Consider the following 21,051-nt stretch of genomic DNA (forward strand, 5'->3'; position numbering starts at 1 on the left):
CGCCCACCACTACGCCGCCGCCATCGCCCGCTCGATCTTCCGCTCGGTCGCGACGGTCAGGCCGGCCAGCGCCACGACCGACACCGCGGTCATGATCACGAAGACCGCGCGCGGGCCGAACGCGTGCGCCAGCGCGCCCCCGATCGCCGCGCCCAGCGGCATGGTGCCCCAGGCCACCAGGCGGTAGGCGCTGTTGACCCGGCCGAGCAGCCGGTCCGGCGTGACGTGCTGCCGCAACGACACCGCGACCACGTTGAGCACCGCGATCCCGCCGCCCGCGACCGCGAACGCCGCCGTGATGACGCAGGGGTCGCTGGTCGCCGCAGGCGCGGCCACCATCAGCGTCCCGGCGACGAACCCGAGCGCGAGCGAACGGCCGCGGCCCAGCCGGGCGACCACGCGTTCGGCGGCCGGCGAGCCGACCAGGCTGCCGACGGCCGGCGCGGTGAGCAGCAGGCCGAACACCTGCCCGGTCAGGCCCATCGCCGACCCCGGGCCCACGGCGTAGAGCACGAGCACCGCGCCGGACGCGGTGTTGGCCACGTTGAACAGCCCCACCACAACCGCGAGGCCGCGCAGCAGCCGGTGGCGCAGCAGGAAGCGCAGACCTTCGGCGATGTCCGCGCGCAGCGTCGTCCGGTGCTCGCGGTGGGCCTTGAACGTGCCGCGGACCGTCCACAGGGCGACCAGGGCGACCAGCCAGAGGGCGGCGGGCGCGGTGAACGCGGCCACCGCGCCGGCGGCGACCAGGAGACCGCCCACCGGTGGGCCGACGAACTCGTGCGCGGTGAGCTCGGCCGCGAACAGGCGGGAGTTGGCGCGCGGCAGCCGGTCGCGGTCGACCAGCCGGGGCAGCAGGGACTGGGCCGAGGTGTCGTAGAGCGTCTCGGCGATGCCGGCGGCGAAGGCCACGGCGTACAAGAGCCAGATGGTCGCCCACCCCGCCGCCACGGCCACCGCCAACGCGGCCAGGAGGGCGGCTCGGGTGGCGTTGGCCCACAGCATGGTGCGGCGGCGGTCGAGGCGGTCGGTCAACGCGCCCGCCGGCAGCGCGAAGACCAGCCACGGCAGGGTGAGGGCGAACACCAGGCCCGCCACCAGGGTCGGTTCCCGGGTGGTCTGGATGGCGACCAGCGGCAACGCGACCTTGAACGTGCCGTCGGCCAGGTTCGACAGGCCGGAGGACACCCACAGCCGCCGGAAGCCCGATCCCAGGAGAGCCATCGGTGGAGTTTTCTCCATCGGTGTGGATGCCCACCGGTCGGCTAGGTTGGGCGCCATGGCTGAGCGGCGACGGCGTGCGGCGACGGTGGAGGAGACGAAAGCGCTGGCCCACCCGTTGCGCCTGCGGATCCTGCGGCTGTGCGCGCAGCGGGAGTTGACCAACAAGCAGTTGGCGCAACGGTTGGGCCGCGATCCCGGGACCGTGCTGTACCACGTTCGGCAACTGGCGGCGGCGGGTTTCCTGGAGCCGGGCGAGGTGCGCACCGGCGTCAGCGGGGCGTTGAAAAAGCCCTACCGGTCGACCGGCGTGTCCTGGTGGCTGGACGGCCCGGTGGTCGACGGCACCGCGACCTCGGCTCCCCTGGAGGCGTTCCAGGAGGAGCTGTCGGAGGCCGGGCCGGGGTCGGTGCGGACCTACGCGCGGTTCGCGCTGCACCTGTCGCCGGACGACGTGGCGGAGCTGGACCGCCGCATCAGCGCGGTGCTGGACGAGTACGTCGCCACCGACGACCAGCGCCGCCACCTGCCGCTGCACGGCGGGATGGTCGTCGTGCACCGGTTGAAGGAGGACGCGGGTTCAGTCGTCGACGCGTCGCCGGTAGAGGGCGGTGGCCAGGACGAACGACGCCAGTAGCAGGCCGACCGACCAGGCGAGCGCGATCCACCCCCGGTCGCCGATCGGGACGCCGGTGAGCAGGCCGCGCACGGTCTCGATGACCGGCGTGATCGGCTCGTGCTCGCTGATGCCCCGCAGGAACGACGGCATGGTGTGGGTCGGCACGAACGCGCTGCTCAGGTACGGCAGGAAGAGCATGAAGAAGCTCAACGCGCTCGCCGACTCGACCGACTTCGCCACCGCGCCCAGCCCGGCCGCCAACCACGACAGCGCCAGCACGTAGAGCAGCAGCAACCCGGCCGCGGCGGCCCACTCCAGCGGTGACGCGGACGGGCGGAAGCCCATCGCGACCGCCGCACCCACGACGATCGTGGTGGACAGGGCGTTGCGGGCGACGCTGGCCACGACGTGCCCGGTGAGCACGGCGAAGCCGCGGATCGGCATGGACCGCAGCCGGTCGATCATGCCGCTGGTCATGTCGTCGGTCACGGACATCGCGGTCGACGCGGCGCCGTAGCCGGTGCACAGCAGGATGATGCCGGGCACCACGTAGTTGATGTACTCGGTGCCGGTGTCGATCGCACCGCCGAAGACGTACACGAACAGCGCCATCATCAGCAGCGGCAGGACGATGGACATGATCAGCGTGTCGACGTTGCGCTTGCCGAGCCGGATGCTGCGGCCGATCATGGTCATCGAGTCGGCGATGGCGTGGCTCATGCCGGCACCCCTTCCCGGGCGGTCAGGGCGAGGAAGACGTCGTCGAGGGTCGGGCGGTGCGAGGAGACCTGAGCCGGCACGACCGCGGCGGCGCGCAGGTCGTCCAGCACGGTGTGCAGGTGCGCGGCGCTGCCGTCGGACGCGACGCTGAGCACGAGCCGCTCGTGGTCGGTGAAGCCGCCGAGCAGGTGGGCCGCGACGTCGAGCGCCGCGGCGGAGGTGAAGCGCAGGTCGAGCCGGTCGCCGCCGACCCTGGCCTTGAGGTCGTCCGCGGTGCCGTGCGCGGCGACCTTCCCGCCGGCCAGCACCATGATCCGGTCGGCGAGGCGGTCGGCCTCCTCCAGGTACTGGGTGGTGAGGAAGATCGTGGTGCCGGTGCGGACCAGGTCGCGGATGGCATCCCACATGGTCGTGCGGCTGGCCGGGTCCAGCCCGGTGGTCGGTTCGTCCAGGAAGATCACCTTCGGCGCGGCGACGAGGCTCATGGCGAGGTCCAGCCGCCGCCGCATCCCACCGGAGTAGGTCTTGACCCGCCGGTCGGCGGCGTCGACCAGGTCGAACCGCTCCAGCAACGCCGCGGCGCGGGCCTTCGCCCCCGGTCGGCCCAGGCGCATGAGCCTGCCGACCATGACCAGGTTCTCCCGACCGGTCTGCTCGGCGTCCACGGCCGCGTACTGCCCGGTCAGGCTGATCACGCCGCGCACCGCGGCCGGTTCGCGCACCACGTCGAACCCGGCCACCCGCAGCCGCCCCGCGTCCGGGCGCGACAGCGTGGACAGGATCCGGATCGTGGTCGTCTTGCCCGCGCCGTTGGGACCGAGCAACGCGAAGACCGACCCCTCGGCGACCTCCAGGTCTATCCCGTCCAGCACCGCGGTCGAGCCGTACGCCTTGCGCAGGCCGGTGGCCTCGACGATCATCACTGCCCCCTATGTGTATCAGGTACGCCAAAGAGCGTATCTCATACGCAGTTAAGCGCGGTAGCCCTAGACTCGACCCGCGGTCGCGAGACGAGAGGGTGGAGATGACGGACGAGACCGGCCTGCCGGCGGAGATCGCGCTGCTCTGGGGCCTGCGCGAGACACCGCGGCGTGGCCGCAAGCCGTCCCTGACGGTCGACGACATCACCCGCGCGGCGATGGAGGTGGCCGACGCCGAAGGGCTCGGGGCCGTGTCGATGGCCCGGGTGGCCAAGCAGCTCGGCAACTCCACGATGGCGCTCTACCGGTACGTGGACAGCAAAGACTCGCTGCTCAAGCTGATGGCCGACGCCGCGCTGGACGACCCGCCCGAGCTGCCGGCGGACGGCGACTGGCGCACCGGGCTCACGGTGTGGACGGTCAGCGTGCTCGCGGCGCTGCGCAAGCACCCGTGGTACTCGCGGATCCCGCTGCACGGGCCACCGGCCGGACCGCGCAACCTGGCCTGGTTCGACCGCGCGCTGAGCGCGCTCGCCGACACCCCGCTGGAGGAGGGCGAGAAGGTCGGCGTGGTGATGGGGCTGATCACCTTCGTGCACGGCCAGCTGCGCCTGAGCGTGGAGCTGGCCGAGGGGTTCCAGGACAACCCGGAGGCGTTCGGCCGCACGTACTCGCGCGCGTTGCGGCAACTGGTCGACCCGCGCCGGATGCCCGCGCTGGGTCGCGTGGTGGCGGCGGGCGTGTTCGACGTCGACGAGGAGCTCTACGACCAGAGCGACGTGGACGCCGAGTTCGCCTTCGGCCTGGAGCTCTACCTCGACGGCGTGGCCGCGCACCTGGCCGGCCGGGGTTGACGGTGCCGCGGGGCCGGTCGGGGCCCCGCGGCACCGCGTGATCACCGCCGGGCGACCTCGGCCCGCGCCGTCCGCTGCCGCACGGGCGCGTCGGCCGACATGACCGCGAGGCCCGCCGTGATCAGGACCAGGTTCTTGACCACGAACTCGCCGGTCATGGTCAGCAGCAGCGGGTTGCCCGTCTGGAACGCGACGGACGGCTGCACCACGAGCGTCGAGAACGTGCCGGCGAGGTGGAGCACGACCAGCAGCGCCACCCAGCGCAGGCGGAAGCCCACCACCAGGGCGATGCCCAGCACCACTTCCACCAGGCCGAGCGCGAGCACGAACGCGCCCGGGTCGAGCCACGGAACGGTGTGCGCGACCAGGTCGGCCACCGGCGTCGTGCCGGTCACCTTGAGCGCGCCGAACCACACGAAGACCACGCCGAGCGAACCCCGCAGCAGGGGGATGCTCAGCGTCCGCAGGAGTTGCGCGGGCGCATCCAGGCGGGACGGGAACTCCGTCATCCACATCACTTCCTTAGCGAGCGGACCACGCCGACCCGCCCGCGTGGGGAGAGGCCGTCCCGAGGTCCACACTGACCGGAACAGTTCTGGGAGCGCTCCCAGAACTGTAACGGCAAGGAAACGCGGTGTGAAGCGTTGATGCCACGCCGTCCCGGATGCCGGGCAGCGGAGGTGGTTCAGTCGTACCGCACCGGCTCGTGGAACGCGCCCGCCGGCATGGGGTCGCCGAAGAACGGGCCCGTGCCCGCGACCGCGCCGGCGGCCCGCCACCACTCGGCCTGCTCGCGCGTCTCCAGCCCGTCCACCAGCACCTGCGCCCCCGCCCGCTGCGCCAACGGCACCAGGTCGGCCAGGAAGTCCGCCTCGCCGCCGGCCTGGCGGCGCACCAGGCGCGGCGCGACCCGGACCGACCTGATCGGCAGTTCCGCGGCCACCGCGAGGTCGTCCGGGCCGAGCCCGAAGTCGTCCAACGACGTGCCCACGCCCAGCTCGGCCAGCACGGTCAGGTTGTCCACCGCGTCGGACTCGGCGAGCACCGACACCGGCATCCCGATCATCAGCCGCGACGCGGGTAAACCGGTGTCGCCCAGCACGCGGCGCACCCGGCGGACCAGGTCGCCGTCACGCGACTGGTGCCTGGTCAGCCCCACGTGCAGCGGCACGGTGGAGCCCGAGCCCTGGCCCCACCACAGCACCTGGCCGCACGCGGTGGCCAGGTGCCACTCCCCCAGCGGCAGGATCAGGCCCGTCCGCTCCGCCAGCGCCGCGCACGTGAGGTGGTCCAACGACTCGTCGCCGTGCTCCCAGTGCAGCGTCGCCGCCACGCCCACCAGCGCACGCCCGGCCAGCGCCACCACCGGGTGGTAGCGCACGTCGACCTCGCCCTGCTCCCACGCGCCCGGCATCGCGACGGCCAGCGCGTCGACCCGCCGCTCGTCGGCGTCCTGCCCCTCGTGGAACAGGGCCCACTGACCGCGACCGCTCGCCTTCGCCCGCCGCAGCGCCTGTTCCGCGGCGCGCATCACCTCCGCGGGCTCGGCACCGGGCGGCGGGCGGCGCACCACGCCGACGCTGACCGACACGGCCAGCCCGCGGCCGTCGAAGTACACCGGTTCGGACAGCTCGCGGTTGATCTCGGCCACCGTGGTGGCGACGTCCGGCGTGGTGGCGGTGTTCTCGACCAGGACGGCGAACTCGTCGCCGTCGAACCGGGCGATCATCGCCTTCTCCCGCGCCAGCACGGCCTTCAGCCGCTGCGACACGTGCACCAGCAGCCGTTCGCCGGTGGGCCGGCCCAGGCTGTTGCACACCATGCCGAACGAGTCGACGTCGAGGTGGAACAGGCTGATGCCGCGCACCGGGTCGGCGCGGCGCAACGCGCTCTCCAGGTGGGTGGTGAAGTACTGCCGGTTGGGCAGGCCGGTCGACACGTCGTGCAGCGCCTGCCGGTTCAGCTCGGACTGCAGCAGCATCAGCTCGGTGCCGTCCTCGATCACGGCGACGTAGTGGGCCGGCTGCCCGTCCGCGCCGCGCAGCAACGACACCGTCAACGAGATCCGCGCGACGTCGCCGTCCTTGCGCAGCAGCCGCTGCGGCTGCCGGACCCGTTCCCGCGCGCCGCCCAGCAGCGCCCGCAGGGCGTCGCCGAGCACCCGGGCCGACGCCGGGTGCACGAGGTCGAGCAGCGCGAAGCCGGTCAGCTCCTCGGCCGAGTAGCCGAGGATCTCGCCGATCGCCGCGTTGGCCCGCGCGATCCGCCCGTCCAGGTCGACCACCAGGATCCCGCTGGCCGACGACGTGGCGACCTCCTCGAACCGGGCCTCGCTCTCCTTGAGATGCCACTGGGCGTCGCGAACGGCCTTGAGCAGCGAGAGCTGCATCGACTCCTGCTGCTCGAACACCGCGCGCCTGCTCGCCGCGAGGAACCCGGACGACAACGCGCCCAGCACGGTCACGATCGGCTGGGCGTAGCGCTCCACCGGCTGGAACTCGGCCAGCCCGAGCAGCCCTTTGCCCAGCACGTCGAGCGTGACGCGCAAGCCGTCCTCGGTGAGGTAGCCGAGCGCGACGAGCTGTTCGCCGATCCGCTCGGCGGTTCGGGGCGAGGCGGGCTCGGCGGACGCCTCGGCGTGCACCGCCGCGCACAGGTCGTCCAGCCGGTCGCGCATTTCGCGGTCGAGTTCGGACCTGTTCAGCGCGATGACCACGGCACCGCTGAGCAGGTACGACCACTTCCGCGCGAGGAGTTCGCGGCCACGTCCGGGTGGTGACGTGGCCCCTTGTCTCTGACTGGGGATCGACATTCCCGTTGCCCTGTTGTGATACGAGGATCCGCGGCAGTTTACCCACCCCCCACTGGCCAAGACTCGACCGGAAGTGTGAACCGCAGGCACGCGCGGTGACTTTTCACCGATATTCAGGGCTTTTGGTTCAGGGTTTTGCTTTTGCGCCGGTTCGGGGTGGTGCGGTGCGCTGGCGCGGGTTCACCTGATCGGGGCTGTCGGTTCGGGTTGGTCACCGATTTCCGCAAACCTGCGGTTATCGGTGTTCCGAACGCCGGTGGCGAGTCGGCTCGCCCCTCATGCCGGGATCGGGGTCAGCCGGTAAGCGACGGCGGTGGTGGTGGGCACCTCGTCGTAGACGGTCGCCAGGCGGGTGATGCAGGTGGTGTCGGCGAACAGCTCCAGCGCGCTGCCGTCGCCGAAGCCGCGGGCGGCGGAGCGGGCCGGGGTGAAGCCGAGGGCGCTGACCGGGTGGCAGCCGTAGGTCGGCGGGACGGTGGCTCGGGTGCCGGTGAAGGACGTGCCCGAGAACAGGCAGTAGCCCGGCTGTCCGCAGTGCGGGCTCACGTCGGCGGCGGACGCCGGGGTGGTGGCGGTGAGGGTGAGGCCGAACAGGCAAGCGGCGATGAGTGCGAGTCGGTTCATCACGGAATCCCCCTGTTGTTCGCTTGCACTCCAGCCAACCCAAGGTTGGCGGGTGGGGCAAGCGGGTGGGGTTCGGGGGTCGGGTCAGCTCGCGCGGATGTCGTCGAGGAGGGAGCTGCCCGACCCGACCGGGTTGCCCGGGACCTGGTTGATGAAGGTGGTGAACTGGGACAGGCCCTTCAGGTCCTCCGCCGTGATCCGGCGGTGCGCGTTGGCGGTGTCCCAAGGAGCCGGGCGCCAGTCCGCGAACGGGATCGTCACCACCCTGGCCGACGTGCCCGCCGGGGACGGGTACGCCATGCCGCCGTAGCCGCCACCCGGCGAGTACGCGTACAGGAAGTTGTGCACGCCCTTGACGTCACGCAGGTACTCGACGGTGTAGCGGAACAGCTCGACGTACTCCGCCGGTGACGCGTGAGCCGCGCCCCACCGGAACCACGAGCCGCTGTTCTCGTGGAACGGCCGGTAGATATTGGGGATCGGGTTGCCGGTCACCGCCGGGGAGGATGCGGGTGACGACGTCGCCGTTGATGTCGCAGAAGTCGCCGCCGGTGACGAAGTTGTCCATGCGGGACGCCCGGTGACGAGCCGTGGCCCAGGTGGCCGGTGTCCCAGCCGAACGGCGCCGGGCGGTCGCCGACGCCCGCATCGACGCGGACTTCAGGCGTCGGCCTCGGCGGGCTCGTTACAGGTGAAGCTGGAGGCACGGGAGGCGTAGGTTTGGTAACTGAAGAAACTTGACACTGGAAGGGTGTGGACGTCTCGGTTGGGGCGCTCGCCGGTCACTTGTCGCCCAGGGACTCCAGAACCTGCTTCAAGGTGTCGGCCAAGGCGGTCCGGTCGCCTGGTGACAGCGCGCCGAGCAGGCGGTTCTCGGTGGCGAGGTGGTCGGGCAGCACCCGGTCGATCAGGTCGAGCCCGGCGTCGGTGAGCGCGACGACCACGCCGCGACCGTCGTGCTCGTTCGGCGATCTCACGACGAAGCCGCGTGCTTCCAGCCGGTCGAGCCGTTGGGTGACGGCGCCGGAGGTGACCATCGAGGCGCGCATCAACTCGGTGGGCGTGAGCCGGTGCGGCGGGGCGCTGCGGCGCAGGGTGGCCAGGACGTCGAACGACGCCCGGTCCAGGCCGTGCGAGGCGAAGGTCTTGCCCAGCTCGGCGTCCACCAGGCGGGCGAGGCGGCTGAGCCTGCCGATCACCGCCATGGGCGAGACGTCGAGGTCGGGGCGCTGCGCGTGCCACTGGCCGAGCACCAGGTCGACGTGGTCTGCCATCGAACTAGCTTAGCGGTGAGGTAAGTCACCGGGTAGGTAGCTTAGCGGTGAGCTACTTTGTCTTAGTGCTAAGCAAATGGGTGACCTCGTTCGCCCCCGCCGTGTGGGGCACGACCTACTACGTCACCACCGAGTACCTGCCACCGGACCGGCCGCTGCTGGCCGGGCTGCTGCGGGCGTTGCCGGCCGGGTTGTTGCTGGTGGCGGTCACGCGTCGACTGCCCAGGGGTGACTGGTGGTGGCGTTCGCTCGTGCTGGGCACGCTGAACATCGGCGTGTTCCTGCCGTTGCTGTTCCTGGCCGCCTACCGGCTGCCGGGCGGGGTGGCGGCGACCGTCGGTGCCGTGCAGCCGTTGGTGGTGGCCGGGTTGGCGGTGGCGTTGCTGGGACAACGGCTGACGAAGCGCACGGCGCTCGCCGGGGTGGCGGGGGTCGTGGGTGTGGCGTTGCTGGTGCTGCGCGGTGACGCCCGGGTGGACCTCGTCGGTGTGGCGGCGGCGTTGGGCGGGGCGGTCGCGATGGCGGCCGGGGTCGTGTTGAGCAAGCGGTGGACCTCCCCCGCGCCGCTGCTCGCGGTGACCGGGTGGCAGTTGGTGGCGGGCGGCCTGGTGCTGCTGCCGGTGACGTTCCTGGTGGAAGGGCCGCCGCCGGCGATGACGGCGGCCAACGTCGGCGGGTTCGCGTACCTCGGCGTGATCGGTGGGGCCGTGGCGTACGCGTTGTGGTTCCGGGGGATCCGGGTGCTGGCCGCGACGCAGGTGACGTTCCTGGGCCTGCTCAGTCCCGTGGTGGCGACGGCGGTCGGGTGGCTCGTGCTCGGGCAGGGGCTCACGCCGGTGCAGGTCCTCGGCGCGGTGGTCGTGCTGGGGGCGTTGGTGGTGTCCCAGGGGGTCGGCCCGCGAGGGTGGTCGGGTGGGGTGGCGACGAGCTGGTCGGTGACACGATCCCGAGATTTCCTGGCGGGTGGTGTCGAGAACCCGGCAACGGCTCCGTCCCAGCGGTGAACGTGACCAGAATGGGTCACCACAGCGCCGAGGAGAACAACCATGGCCAAGTTCCTGCTGCTCAAGCACTACCGCGGCGCGCCGACGGCGGTCAACGACGTGCCCATGGACCAGTGGACGCCGGACGAGATCTCGGCCCACCTGCGGTACATGAACGACTTCGCGGACCGGCTCAAGGAGACCGGCGAGTTCGTGGACGCGCAGGCGCTCGCGCCGGAGGGGACGTTCGTCCGGTACGACGGGGAGGGTCGCCCGCCGGTCACGGACGGGCCGTTCGCCGAGACCAAGGACGTCATCGCGGGCTGGATGATCATCGACGTCGACACCTACGAGCGGGCGGTCGAACTGGCGGGCGAGCTGTCGGCGGCACCGGGCGCGGGCGGGAAACCGATCCACGAGTGGCTCGAGGTGCGGCCGTTCCTGCACGCGATGCCCACCATCACGGAGTGACCGCGCCGGTGGACGAGCTCCTGCTCCGCGGCCTCACGCCGACCGTGCTCGGGATCCTCGTGCGCCGCGGCGCGGACTTCGCGGCGGCCGAGGACGCCGTGCAGGACGCGCTGGTCGAGGCGATCCGGGTGTGGCCGGCCGACCCGCCGCGCGACCCGAAGGGCTGGTTGGTGACGGTCGCGTGGCGTCGGTTCCTGGACGCCACGCGTGCCGAGGCCGCGCGGCGGCGGCGTGAGGAGGCGGTGGAGGAGGCGGGACCGGGCGGCGCTGTGGAGCCGGGGGACGTGTCGCAGGTGGACGACACGTTGCAGCTCTACTTCCTGTGCGCCCACCCGTCGTTGACGCCGTCGTCGGCGGTCGCGCTCACGTTGCGGGCGGTCGGCGGGTTGACCACGCGGCAGATCGCGGCGGCCTACCTGGTGCCGGAGACGACCATGGCGCAGCGGATCAGCCGGGCGAAGCGGACCGTGTCGGGGGTGCGGTTCGACCAGCCCGGTGACGTCGCCACCGTGCTGCGGGTGCTGTACCTGGTGTTCAACGAGGGGTACTCCGGGGACGTCGACCTCGTGGTCGAGGCCGTTCGGCTCACCCGGCAGCTCGCGGCGGCGATCGACCACCCGGAGGTGGCGGGGCTGCTGGCGTTGATGCTGCTCCACCACGCGCGCCGGGCCGCGCGGGTCGGGCCGGACGGGAGCCTGGTGCCGCTCGCCGAGCAGGACCGGGGGTTGTGGGACACCGGGATGATCGCGGAGGGGGTCGCGGTCCTCCAGGCGGCGTTGGCGCGGGACCGGTTGGGCGAGTTCCAGGCGCAGGCGGCGATCGCGGCCCTGCACGCCGACGCGCCGGCCGCGGACGAGACCGACTGGGTGCAGATCGTGGAGTGGTACGACGAGCTGGTGCGGTTGACCGGCAGCCCGGTCGTGCGGCTCAACCGGGCGGTGGCGGTCGGGGAGGCGGATGGGGCGCGGGCCGGGTTGGCGGCGCTCGCCGGGTTGGACGAGTCGCTGCCCCGGTACGCGGCGGTGGCGGCGTACCTGCGGGAGAAGGACGGCGATCCGGTGGCGGCGGCGCGGTGGTACGCGGAGGCGGCTCGGAAGGCGACGAACGTCGGGGAGAGGGATCACCTCGTGCGGCAGGCGGCGAGGTTGAGATCAGCCGGATGACCGGGTGCACGAAGCCCTTCCGCTCGGGGGAAGGGCTTCGTGCACCGCTTGGGATCAGGTCAGGTCAGCGCAGGTTTTGGCGTCGGGGTCGGTGGCGGCTTGGGGGGTCCAGCGGATGTTGGCGAAGGATGCCTGGAAGTTGCCCTCGGTGTAGACGAGGAACGGGGTGTTGACGTTCTCCAGGTCCAGGCCGCCTTGGGCGAAGCAGGAGATGGGGATCTTGACGGTGGACTTGACGCCGGTCGGGAGGTCGGTGAAGAGGGTGGTCGCGTCGACCTCGGCGAAGCAGGGGTACTGGCAGTGGGTGCTGACGACGGTCCGGGCCGAGGGTGGTTGGTGGACGATGACGTCGAAGACGAGGGCGGCGTTGGCGTTGAGGTAGCCGCGCAGGTCGGTGCCGCCGGCGGGGTTCTGGGCGTAGACCTGGCCGGTGCCGGTCCAGGTGGTCTTCAGCGCGTCGCCCTGGACGTTGACGTCGGCGGGGACGACGGAGATCGTGCTGTGGGCCGCTTCGCCGTCCGGGCCGAGTTCGGTGCCGCCCCAGTTGTCCGGTGAGCCGATGTAGCTGCGGTAAGGGGCGATGTCGGTGCGGACGTGCAGGTCGAGGTCCTCGGTGGCGGTCCCGCCGCCGCCGTTGCCCGAGCAGCCGAACTCCGGCGAGGTCTCGTCCAGGTGGCCGAGGTTGCCGTTCTGCCAGGTGCGCAGGCCGTGACCCGGCTTGAACAGGGGGTCGCCGCCGGCGTCGACGGGGGTCTGGCAGGCGCTGCGGGGCCAGGAGAACGACAGCTTGCCGGTGTAGGTGTGCTTGCCGCGGATCAGCAGGTCGGCGACGCCGCCGCCCTCGGTGCCGGGGAGCCATGCGGCGACGAACGCGTCGGAGCGGTTCAGCTCCTTGTTGACGTGCAGCGGGCGGCCGGAGAGGTAGACGGTGACGACCGGGGTGCCCTTGCCGCTGACCTTGTCCAGGACGGCCAGGTCGTTCGGGTAGAGCTTGGCGGCTTCCAGGGAGCGCTTGCCGAGGTCGCCCACGCCTTCGGCGTAGGGGGTTTCGCCGAGCACGGCGATGACGGCGTCGAAGCCGGTGGGGTCGACGTCGCCGGTTTCGCTGAAGACGACGTTCTGCTCGCCGAGGGCCTCCTTGAGGCCGCCCAGGACGGTGGTGCCGTTGGGGAAGTCGGCGTTGGTGTTGCCGGTGCCCTGCCAGGTGAGGGTCCAGCCGCCGGTCTGGTTCTGGAGGCTGTCGGCGCTCTTGCCGACGACGAGGACCTTGGAGCGGCGGCTCAGGGGCAGGGTGTGGTTGTTGTTCTTGAGCAGGACCTGGCTCTTGCGGACGGCCTCGCGGGCGAGCTTGCGGGCTTCGAGGGCGTCGGTGGAGCCGGCGTGGTCGCGTTGGGACGGCTTCTCGCCGTCGAGGACGCCGGAGCGGAGCTTGACGCGGAGGATGCGGGTCACGGCGTCGTCGATGCGGGCGAGGGGGATCTGGCCGCTCTCGACCTGGGCGGTGGTGTTGGCGATGAACGACTTCCAGTCGTTGGGCACCATGACGACGTCGATGCCCGCGTTGACGGCCTGGGGGCAGGAGGCGTTGGTGCAGCCGGCGACTTGGCCGATGCCGTTCCAGTCCGAGACGACCAGGCCGTCGAAGCCCATCCTGCCCTTGAGGATGTCGGTGATCGCGCGCTTGCTGCCGTGCAGCTTGCCCTCGTCGATGCCGGAGTCGTTGGTCCAGCTGTTGAACGACACCATCACGGTCTGGGCGCCGGCGGCGAGCGCGCCGTAGTAGCCCTGGCCGTGGATGTTGATCATCTCGGCCTCGGACGACGGGTTGACGCCCTGGTCCTTGCCGTTGACCGTGCCGCCGTCGCCGATGAAGTGCTTGGCGGTGGCGAGCACGCCGACGCGGCTGCGGCTGTTGCCCTGGAGGCCGCGGGTGGCCTCGTAGCCGTAGGCGCGGGTGATCCGGGGGTCCTCGGAGAAGCCCTCGTAGGTGCGGCCCCAGCGGTCGTCCAGGGGGACGGCGAGGGTGGGCGCGAACGCCCAGTCCTGGCCGGTGGCGCGGATCTGCTCCGCGGTCGCCTCGCCGATGTCGCGGATCAGGCACGGGTCGTGGGCCGCGCCCAGGCCGATGTTGTGGGGGAAGACCGTGGCCCCGAAGACGTTGTTGTTGCCGTGCACGGCGTCGATGCCCCAGAGGGCGGGGATGCCGGTGCGGCTGGCCTTGGAGGCGTCCCAGTAGGCGTCGGCCAGGGCGAGCCACGCCTCGGGCGCGGCGTGCTTGTCGCGGCCGGGCCACGAGCCGCCGCCGTTGAGGACCGAACCGATGCCGTACTGGCGCACCTCGTCCGGGGTGATCGCGCCGATCTCCGGCTGGGTCATCTGGCCGACCTTCTCGGCCAGGGTCATGCCCGCGAGGATCTTCTTGATGCGCCGCTCGTCGGCCGGGTTGGACTTGACCCGGCTGTCGACGCGCGGCCAGTCGGACAGCTCGGGGAGGTTCGGCTCGATCCGGGCGCAGCCGTGCTCGGTGCGCGGCTCGCCGACGACCGGCCGGCGGTCCGGGGAGGCGGCGGCGGTTCCGGTGATGAGGCCGGCGGCGAGCACCGCGGCCAGCGCGGCGCCCAGGTGTCTGCGGGACATCGGCGGTTCCGTTCGTCGGACGGCTTTGTCGCGCCCGATCTTCGTGAGGGGTTGGAGCGGGGTCAATAGGTGCGTGGGAGCGCTTCCTCGCTGGTAGGAGTTCCGGGATCGGCCGGGACGAGAGGTGAAGGAGTTTCAGTTACGCTGCGTGTCGAGATCCTTACTTGACTCTGGAGTAGGTATTGGGCCAGACTCGGCGGCGGTAAGCACGGTCCACTCAGGACTCTCTCCGCCAAGTCCTTGCCACCCCGGGAAGAGCACAACCATGTCCCTGAGGTCTCCCCTGTCCCGACGCGCCCTGATCCTGGTCGCGGCGGTCGCCCTCACCTCGTCCGGCGCGGTCGCCCAGGCCGCCGAGAACCCCTACGAACGCGGTCCCGCACCGACCACGGCGAGCATCGAGGCCACCCGCGGGCCGTTCGCCACCGCCTCGACGTCGGTGTCGTCGCTGAGCGTGCGCGGCTTCGGCGGCGGCACGATCTACTACCCGACCAGCACCGCCGAGGGCACGTTCGGCGCGGTCGCGGTCTCGCCCGGTTACACGGCCTCCCAGTCCAGCCTGTCCTGGCTGGGGCCGCGCCTGGCGTCGCAGGGCTTCGTCATCTTCATCATCGACACCAACTCCCGCTACGACCAGCCGTCCTCGCGCGGCGACCAGCTCCTGGCCGCGCTGGACTACCTCACCACGAGCAGCCCGGTGCGCGACCGGATCGACTCGAGCAGGCTGGGGGTGATGGGCCACTCGATGGGCGGCGGCGGCGCGCTGGAGGCGACGAAGGACCGACCCAGCCTCCAGGCGTCCATCCCGCTCACCGCGTGGAACGCCACGAAGACGTGGTCGACCGTGCGCACCCCGACGCTGATCGTGGGCGCGGAGAACGACTCGGTCGCGCCGGTCTCCTCGCACTCCGAGCCGTTCTACACCTCGCTGCCGTCCACGTTGGACAAGGCGTACCTGGAGCTGGAGGGCGCGAGCCACTTCGCGCCGAACAGCTCGAACACGACGATCGCGAAGTACAGCATCGCGTGGCTCAAGCGGTTCATCGACGACGACACCCGCTACGAGCAGTTCCTGTGCCCGGCGCCGGGTCGCAGCGCGCTGATCGAGGAGTACCGGGACACCTGCCCGCACTCCTGACCCCGCTCGACGGGCCGTTCATGCTGTTCAGCAGCGTGAACGGCCCGTTGGCCTGTCCGTGGGAAAGCGCTTGCCGGCCGCGTGTGACGTGCGCTACGGTCGGGTCTGGGAACGTTCCCAGAGTGGTCGTCCCGCAACGCACGGCGGCGGCGTTGACGGGTCCGAGGGGCCGCCGTCGGTGTGGCTGGACCCGGGGCGAGAGCGCTATCCCCCGACGTCCTGGAGGTCTCGACGACGAGGCCGACCTCGCCGGCGGCGGCCCTTCAGGGTCCGGTGAGGCAACACCTCCCCGACCGGCGGGCACTAGCGGGACATGACGACCGATGACCCTGACGACCGCACCCTGTGGTCACAGGCCGCGGCAGGGAGCGGACCGGCTTTCGGCGTGCTGTTCGACCGGCACGCCAAAGCGGTCTACAACCACTGCTTCCGGCTGACCGCGTCGTGGGCGGCGGCCGAGGACCACCTGCAGAACACGTTCCTGGTGGCCTGGCGCAAGCGGGACCGGCTGAGGCTGGAGCACGACTCGGCCCTGCCGTGGCTGCTGGCCGTGGCCACGAACGTGGTGCGCGGCGACCGCCGCACGGTGGCGCGCCGGCTGCGGTTGTTCCGCCGGGCCCCGGTGGAGGCGCCGGTACCCGACCACGCCGACCAGGTGGCCGAACGGGTCGACGACCAGCGGCGGATGGCACTGCTGCTCGCCGCCGTGGCGGAACTGCCGCGCAACGAACGGGAAGCGCTCGCGCTGTGCGTGTGGTCCGGCGTGTCCTACGCCGACGCCGCCGGCGTGCTCGGCATCGCCGAAGGCAGCGTGCGAGCCCAGGTCAGCAAGGCCAAGGCCCGGCTGTCCCGCAAGCTCGCGCCGGTCGTCGCCGTCCCCGCGCTCACCCTGGAGGACCGATGAACCACGCACTCCCCCCGACCCGGGACGTTCCGCCGCACAGCCGGGCGCGGATCCGCGCGCGGCTGGAACAGGAGGTCACCGGCGGTCGCCGTGCCGTCCGGTTCGCGCCCCTGATCACCGCCGGTGTCGCGGTGGCGGCCGTCGTCGCGCTGGTCGCGGTCGTCACGCCGGGGCAGCCGGCAGGCGGTGACGACGTGGCCGTGCAGACGACCGCGGCCGCTGCCACGACGACGTCGAGCCGGCCGGCGGGGCCGCCGGTGATCCCCGGGCTGTCGCCGCAGCGGATAGCCGAGATCGAGCGGGGCTGCGCGGACAGCGCGGGCGTCAAGAGCAAGCCCGTGCTGCACCAGTACCTGACCGACGAGATCGGCACGTTCGCGCTGCTCTACTCCGGCAGCGACATGCTGAGCTGCACGATCGACGGTCCCACCATGCCCTACAACTCGGCGATGGCCGGCGGCTTGGCGGTCGGGTGGCTGCCCGGCGAGTTCTCCGCCGACGAGGTCGGCGCGGCCTCCGGCGGCGACGGCGGCAAGCCGGAGTACGCGGGCCGCCCGGGGTACGAGCAGGCGGCCGGCCGGGTGACGTCCAAGGTGGCCAGGGTCACCTTCGGGCGGGACGGGCACGAGGTGGACGCGACGATCGCCAACGGCACGTTCGTGGCCCGGATCCCGCACCCGTCGGACTGGCAGGTCACGGACGGGTGGGACCGGCAGGGCTCTCTCCGGGCCTACGACGCGCACGGCGCGCTGCTCGGCGAGTGGATGGCCGAGTGGGACCGGACGAAGTGCTGGGTCGACCCCGACGGGGTGATCGTCGTCGGCGCCCGTGACCGCGACCCGACGACGTGCGCGCCGGCCGTGGCCTGGGAGTAGTGGCCCGCGGGGTGTGTCGGGCTCAGGTCGGCGACACACCCCGGTACGGCAGGGTCTGGCTGTAGACGATGTTGGTGGTGGTGCTGCCGAAGCCGGTGAGGTCGTTGACGACCTGCTCCAGGTGCGGCATCGAGGTGGCGGCGACCTTGAGCGTGTAGCAGTCGTCACCGGTGGTGCGCAGGCACTCCAGGATCTCGGGGCGGTCGGCCAGCAGCGCGTGCAGCGGCTCGTGCCGGTTGCCCGGGTACTTCAGGCGGACGACGGCCAGCACGGCGTAGCCGACCTTGGCCAGGTCCACCTCGGCCCGGTAGCCGGTGATCACGCCGGCGGACTCCAGCCTGCGGACGCGCTCGGTGGTGGCCGACGCGCTGAGGTTGACTCGGCGGCCCAGCTCGCTGAGCGCGATCCGGCCGTCGCGTTGCAGCTCGGCGAGGATGGCCCAGTCAGTCGGATCGAGGTTCCCGGTCATCCCGGCACTTTACCGTGGATTTTGCGGCCGGAGGGTCGTTGAACAGGGGTTTGTCTCTTCAGGATCGGTTGCGCACCGCATAGCGTTGGCGCCGTGCAGATCGGTGTGAACGTCCCGAACTTCGGTCCGGGCACCTCTCCGGACGTGTTGCGCGACTGGGCGCGGACCGTCGAGGGCCTGGGCTTCGACCTGTTGATGGTGTCCGACCACGTGGCCGTGACGCCGGACGTGGCCCAGCAGTACCCGGCCCCGTTCTACGAGCCGTTCACCGCGCTGGCGTGGCTGGCCGGGGTGACGTCGCGGATCCGGCTGGGCACCACCGTGCTGGTGCTGCCGTACCGGCACCCGTTGCTGGTGGCGCGGATGGCGGCGAACGTCAACGAGCTGTCCGGCGGGCGGTTCGTGCTCGGCGTCGGGGTCGGGTGGGCGCGGCAGGAGTACGCGGCGCTGGGCGTGCCGTTCGGCGAGCGGGGCCGGTTGACCGACGAAGGGCTGCGGGTGGTGCGTGACGCGTGGCGGGACGAGTCGGACTACCGGGCCGGGCGCATCCCGATCTGGGTGGGCGGGCACTCCGACGCGGCGTTGCGGCGGGCCGTGCGGCTCGGGGACGCGTGGCACAGCCTGCGCCTCACGCCGGCGGCGTTCCGGGAGGCGTTGGGGCGGTTGGAGGGCATCGCGGCGGCGGAGGGGAAGCCGTTGCCCGCGTTGACCCCGCGCATCCTGCTGCACCTCACGTCGGGGGACCCGGGGCCGGAGCGGCGGTTGGGCGAGGGGACCGTCGAGCAGGTGGTCGGCGACCTGGCGGAGTTGCGTTCGCTGGGCGCGGAGGCCGTGGTGCTGGACCCGTTCGTGGGCGATCCACAGGAGACTGTCCACCCCGAGGTCGCCTGGCAGGCGTTGGCGACCGTGCGAAAGGAGTTCCGATGAGCTTGCTCAGGGCGATCGAGTTGGCGGCGGAGGCGCGTGCGTCGGGCAACCCGCCGTTCGGGTCGTTGTTGGTGGGGCCGGACGGTGAGGTGTTGGCGGAGGAGCGCAACACCAGCGTGACGGACGACGACATCACCGCGCACCCGGAGCTGAAGCTGGCGCGGTGGGCGGCGCGGTCGCTCACGCCGGAGGTGGCGGCCGGGACGACGATGTTCACCAGCTGCCAGCCGTGCGGGATGTGCCAGGGCGCGATCGAGCGGTCGGGGCTGGGGCGGGTGGTGTTCGCGCTGTCGACCGAACAGCTCAACGCGTTGAAGCCGGGTGGCGGGTTCCCGCCCGTGCCGCAGGAGGGGCCCGCGTTGCTCGAGGAGGCGACCGTGCCGGTGGAGGGGTACTACCGGTCCTGAGCGTTGAACTCGGGGGTCGCGAGCGTAGGACACGCGCGTTCCGAACGTAGGACTCTCGCGTTCTGGAGGTAGGACTCGCGGTGTGGGGTTCACAGATTGTGCCCGGTTCGCTACCTTGGGATCTGGGAGCGCTCCCAGCCCTGTAGTCGGTTAATCCTCAACGTGGAGGACACACACATGACCTTCAGACGCGGTCTTCGCTCGGCGCTCGGCGTCTTCACCTCGGTCCTGGCGGTCCTCGCCGCAGGTCTCGTGGCCCTGGTGGGCACCTCGGGCGTCGCGAGCGCGCACGGCTCGGTCACCGACCCGCCGTCGCGCAACTACGGCTGCTGGCAGCGCTGGGGTAGCGACCACCTGAACCCGAACATGGGTCAGACGGACCCGATGTGCGCCCAGGCCTGGAAGGCCGACCCGAACGCGATGTGGAACTGGAACGGCCTGTACCGCAACGGTGTCGGCGGCAACCACCAGGGTGCGCTGCCCAACGGCCAGCTCTGCAGCGGCGGCCTGGCCGAGAGCGGCCGGTACCGCGCGCTCGACACGGTCGGCGCGTGGAACACCACCACCAAGCCCCGCCAGTTCACCCTGACCATCACGGACCAGGCGAAGCACGGTGCGGACTACCTCCGCATCTACATCACCCGCCAGGGCGTCAACACGGCGACCACGCCGCTGCGCTGGAGCGACCTGGAGCTGGTCACCTCGACCGGCCGCTACGGCACCACGGGCCTCTACCAGGCCCAGGTCAACGCGGGCAGCCGCACCGGCCGCCACACGATCTTCACGATCTGGCAGGCCAGCCACATGGACCAGGCGTACTACCTGTGCAGTGACGTGAACTTCCAGTAAGACCCGGCGGCGGTGACGCCGTGAGCGACACACGGGCACACGGGCGCGGCCTCCGCGCCCGTGTGCCCGCCCGCGTCAGGCGAGGTTCGTGGTGGCCCAGAACGCCTCGCCGTCACCGGAGACCTCGGCGGCGTCGGCGCTGTGCGGCAGGAACGCCGACTCGCCGCCGCGCAACACCACGTCCGCACCGGCACGGCTCACGACCACGCAACCCTTGGTGCACAACAGGAGCTGCGGTCCGGCACCGCGCAGAACGGCCCCCGGCCGCACGGCGTGCAGGCGGAACTCGGGCTCCGGCGTCCGGTAAGTCCTCAGTGGACCGTCGTCTTCACCGTCGAGCACGGCGGCGGGACCGGTCCGGTGGTCCACCAACGACAGCACCGCGGGCACGTCCACCGGCTTGGTGGTCAGGCCCGCGCGCAGCACGTTGTCGGAGTTCGCCATCAGCTCGACGCCCGTGCCGCGCAGGTGCGCGTGCAGCACGCCCGCGCCGACGTAGACCCCTTGCCCCGGCCGCAACCGCACGGCGTTGAGCAGCAACGCCGCCACCACGCCCGCGTCGGTCGGGTAGACCTCGGCCAGGTCCACGACGTGCGCGAGGGCCGGCACCCGTGCCGCCGCGTCCGCGACCTCCGCGACCACGGACCCATCGGCGTCGTGCAACGCCCACCGCAGCGCGCTCGCCGTGTCGTCGGCCGAGAGCGCGGCCCGCATCGGGGCCAACGACGGCACGTCCAGCTCGTCCAGCAACGCCACCGTCTCGGCGGGCCGGCGCAGGCCCGACAGGGTCTCGAACTCGGTCAGCGCGACCAGCACCTCCGGCTTGGGCCGGTCGTCGCGGTAGCCGTGCTCGGCGAACCCGACCACGGCCTGCTCGCGGTTCGGGTGCACCTGCAACGACAGCGGCGCGTCCACGGCCAGCACCTTGAGCAGGAACGGCAGGCGCGGCCCGAACGCGGCCAGGCTCGCCGGCCCGAGCAGCCCGGCCGGGTTGGCCGCGAGGTGGGCGTCCAGCGCCACGTCGCAGTCGGCCAGCCGGGACGGGTCGTCGGGGTGCGCGCCGACCCACAGCTCCGCCTGCGGCACGGCGCTCGGCGACGGCTCGCCGCGGAGCTCGGCCAGCGCGGTCCGCGAACCCCAGTGGTACTCCCGGACGGTGGTGTCCAACTTGCGCACGGCGATCC

22 protein-coding genes are annotated in these 21,051 nt (G+C 71.9%); 11 read left to right on the plus strand and 11 right to left on the minus strand.

The annotated features are described in order from the left end of the window. Positions 1-9: 9 nt before the first annotated feature. A complete protein-coding gene (locus LZG04_RS24535; RefSeq protein ID WP_233820548.1) occupies positions 10-1,224 on the minus strand; it encodes an MFS transporter in 1,215 nt (404 codons plus the stop codon). A gap of 55 nt (positions 1,225-1,279) precedes the next feature. On the opposite strand from LZG04_RS24535, the gene LZG04_RS24540 reads away from it, so the two are divergent. Further along, on the plus strand, positions 1,280-1,858 hold the full coding sequence (locus LZG04_RS24540; RefSeq protein ID WP_233820550.1) for a transcriptional regulator: 579 nt from the start codon (positions 1,280-1,282) through the stop codon (positions 1,856-1,858). On the opposite strand, the gene LZG04_RS24545 is transcribed toward LZG04_RS24540, so the two are convergent. After that, the gene (locus LZG04_RS24545; RefSeq protein WP_233820552.1) at positions 1,802-2,560 is read right to left on the minus strand and encodes an ABC transporter permease; all 759 of its coding nucleotides are present in this window, start codon (positions 2,558-2,560) and stop codon (positions 1,802-1,804) included. The genes LZG04_RS24540 and LZG04_RS24545 overlap by 57 nt on opposite strands. After that, positions 2,557-3,480: an ATP-binding cassette domain-containing protein gene (locus LZG04_RS24550; protein WP_233820553.1), complete on the minus strand. Its 924-nt coding sequence runs from the start codon at positions 3,478-3,480 to the stop codon at positions 2,557-2,559. The genes LZG04_RS24545 and LZG04_RS24550 overlap by 4 nt, the downstream gene beginning before the upstream one ends. A gap of 104 nt (positions 3,481-3,584) precedes the next feature. On the opposite strand from LZG04_RS24550, the gene LZG04_RS24555 reads away from it, so the two are divergent. Further along, complete coding sequence (locus LZG04_RS24555; protein ID WP_233820554.1) at positions 3,585-4,334, plus strand: TetR/AcrR family transcriptional regulator; 750 nt, start codon at positions 3,585-3,587, stop codon at positions 4,332-4,334. Positions 4,335-4,375: 41 nt separating this feature from the next. Here the strand turns inward: LZG04_RS24555 and LZG04_RS24560 are convergent, their stop codons facing one another. From LZG04_RS24560 to LZG04_RS24580, 5 genes are all read right to left on the minus strand, one after another. After that, the gene (locus LZG04_RS24560; protein ID WP_233820555.1) at positions 4,376-4,843 is read right to left on the minus strand and encodes a DUF417 family protein; all 468 of its coding nucleotides are present in this window, start codon (positions 4,841-4,843) and stop codon (positions 4,376-4,378) included. 176 nt (positions 4,844-5,019) lie between these two features. After that, the gene (locus tag LZG04_RS24565) at positions 5,020-7,050 is read right to left on the minus strand and encodes an EAL domain-containing protein (protein ID WP_233820556.1); all 2,031 of its coding nucleotides are present in this window, start codon (positions 7,048-7,050) and stop codon (positions 5,020-5,022) included. Between the two features lie 372 nt (positions 7,051-7,422). Continuing rightward, positions 7,423-7,770, minus strand: coding sequence for a hypothetical protein (locus LZG04_RS24570; protein ID WP_233820557.1), 348 nt, complete (start codon positions 7,768-7,770; stop codon positions 7,423-7,425). A gap of 84 nt (positions 7,771-7,854) precedes the next feature. Then, positions 7,855-8,265, minus strand: coding sequence for a glycosyl hydrolase (locus LZG04_RS24575; RefSeq protein WP_233820558.1), 411 nt, complete (start codon positions 8,263-8,265; stop codon positions 7,855-7,857). A gap of 287 nt (positions 8,266-8,552) precedes the next feature. Next, a complete protein-coding gene (locus LZG04_RS24580) occupies positions 8,553-9,044 on the minus strand; it encodes a MarR family winged helix-turn-helix transcriptional regulator (protein WP_233820559.1) in 492 nt (163 codons plus the stop codon). An 80-nt stretch (positions 9,045-9,124) separates the two neighbouring features. Here LZG04_RS24580 and LZG04_RS24585 point away from each other — a divergent pair, with 80 nt between their 5' ends. The 3 genes from LZG04_RS24585 to LZG04_RS24595 are packed head-to-tail and all read left to right on the plus strand — an operon-like array spanning position 9,125 to position 11,661. After that, positions 9,125-10,048 carry an EamA family transporter gene (locus tag LZG04_RS24585; RefSeq protein WP_374202871.1) on the plus strand — a complete coding sequence of 308 codons (924 nt, stop codon included), beginning with the start codon at positions 9,125-9,127 and terminating at the stop codon, positions 10,046-10,048. A gap of 42 nt (positions 10,049-10,090) precedes the next feature. Then, positions 10,091-10,498 carry a YciI family protein gene (locus tag LZG04_RS24590; RefSeq protein WP_233820563.1) on the plus strand — a complete coding sequence of 136 codons (408 nt, stop codon included), beginning with the start codon at positions 10,091-10,093 and terminating at the stop codon, positions 10,496-10,498. Between the two features lie 8 nt (positions 10,499-10,506). Continuing rightward, on the plus strand, positions 10,507-11,661 hold the full coding sequence (locus tag LZG04_RS24595) for an RNA polymerase sigma factor (protein ID WP_233820936.1): 1,155 nt from the start codon (positions 10,507-10,509) through the stop codon (positions 11,659-11,661). Positions 11,662-11,715: 54 nt separating this feature from the next. On the opposite strand, the gene LZG04_RS24600 is transcribed toward LZG04_RS24595, so the two are convergent. Beyond that, complete coding sequence (locus LZG04_RS24600) at positions 11,716-14,298, minus strand: exo 1,3/1,4-beta-D-glucan glucohydrolase (RefSeq protein ID WP_233820565.1); 2,583 nt, start codon at positions 14,296-14,298, stop codon at positions 11,716-11,718. A 265-nt stretch (positions 14,299-14,563) separates the two neighbouring features. On the opposite strand from LZG04_RS24600, the gene LZG04_RS24605 reads away from it, so the two are divergent. From LZG04_RS24605 to LZG04_RS24615, 3 genes are all read left to right on the plus strand, one after another. After that, complete coding sequence (locus LZG04_RS24605; RefSeq protein WP_233820567.1) at positions 14,564-15,436, plus strand: alpha/beta hydrolase; 873 nt, start codon at positions 14,564-14,566, stop codon at positions 15,434-15,436. A 313-nt stretch (positions 15,437-15,749) separates the two neighbouring features. Continuing rightward, positions 15,750-16,340 (plus strand): RNA polymerase sigma factor, encoded by a 591-nt coding sequence (locus LZG04_RS24610; RefSeq protein ID WP_233820569.1) that lies wholly within the window; start codon positions 15,750-15,752, stop codon positions 16,338-16,340. Next, a complete protein-coding gene (locus tag LZG04_RS24615; RefSeq protein ID WP_233820580.1) occupies positions 16,337-17,215 on the plus strand; it encodes a hypothetical protein in 879 nt (292 codons plus the stop codon). The genes LZG04_RS24610 and LZG04_RS24615 overlap by 4 nt, the downstream gene beginning before the upstream one ends. A 22-nt stretch (positions 17,216-17,237) precedes the next feature. Here the strand turns inward: LZG04_RS24615 and LZG04_RS24620 are convergent, their stop codons facing one another. Next, entirely contained in the window at positions 17,238-17,684 is a 447-nt protein-coding gene (locus tag LZG04_RS24620) for an Lrp/AsnC family transcriptional regulator (RefSeq protein ID WP_233820582.1), read from the minus strand. A gap of 93 nt (positions 17,685-17,777) precedes the next feature. On the opposite strand from LZG04_RS24620, the gene LZG04_RS24625 reads away from it, so the two are divergent. From LZG04_RS24625 to LZG04_RS24635, 3 genes are all read left to right on the plus strand, one after another. Further along, complete coding sequence (locus tag LZG04_RS24625; protein WP_233820584.1) at positions 17,778-18,611, plus strand: LLM class flavin-dependent oxidoreductase; 834 nt, start codon at positions 17,778-17,780, stop codon at positions 18,609-18,611. Beyond that, the gene (locus tag LZG04_RS24630; protein WP_233820586.1) at positions 18,608-19,018 is read left to right on the plus strand and encodes a nucleoside deaminase; all 411 of its coding nucleotides are present in this window, start codon (positions 18,608-18,610) and stop codon (positions 19,016-19,018) included. The genes LZG04_RS24625 and LZG04_RS24630 overlap by 4 nt, the downstream gene beginning before the upstream one ends. Positions 19,019-19,195: 177 nt before the next feature. Then, on the plus strand, positions 19,196-19,867 hold the full coding sequence (locus LZG04_RS24635) for a lytic polysaccharide monooxygenase (protein ID WP_233820588.1): 672 nt from the start codon (positions 19,196-19,198) through the stop codon (positions 19,865-19,867). A 75-nt stretch (positions 19,868-19,942) separates the two neighbouring features. Here LZG04_RS24635 and manA read toward each other — a convergent pair whose 3' ends face one another. Then, on the minus strand, positions 19,943-21,043 hold the full coding sequence (gene manA / locus LZG04_RS24640; protein ID WP_233820590.1) for a mannose-6-phosphate isomerase, class I: 1,101 nt from the start codon (positions 21,041-21,043) through the stop codon (positions 19,943-19,945). Between the last annotated feature and the right edge of the window lie 8 nt (positions 21,044-21,051).

Origin of the sequence: Saccharothrix sp. S26, from assembly GCF_021390395.1 — a bacterium.
Lineage (GTDB): Bacteria > Actinomycetota > Actinomycetes > Mycobacteriales > Pseudonocardiaceae > Actinosynnema.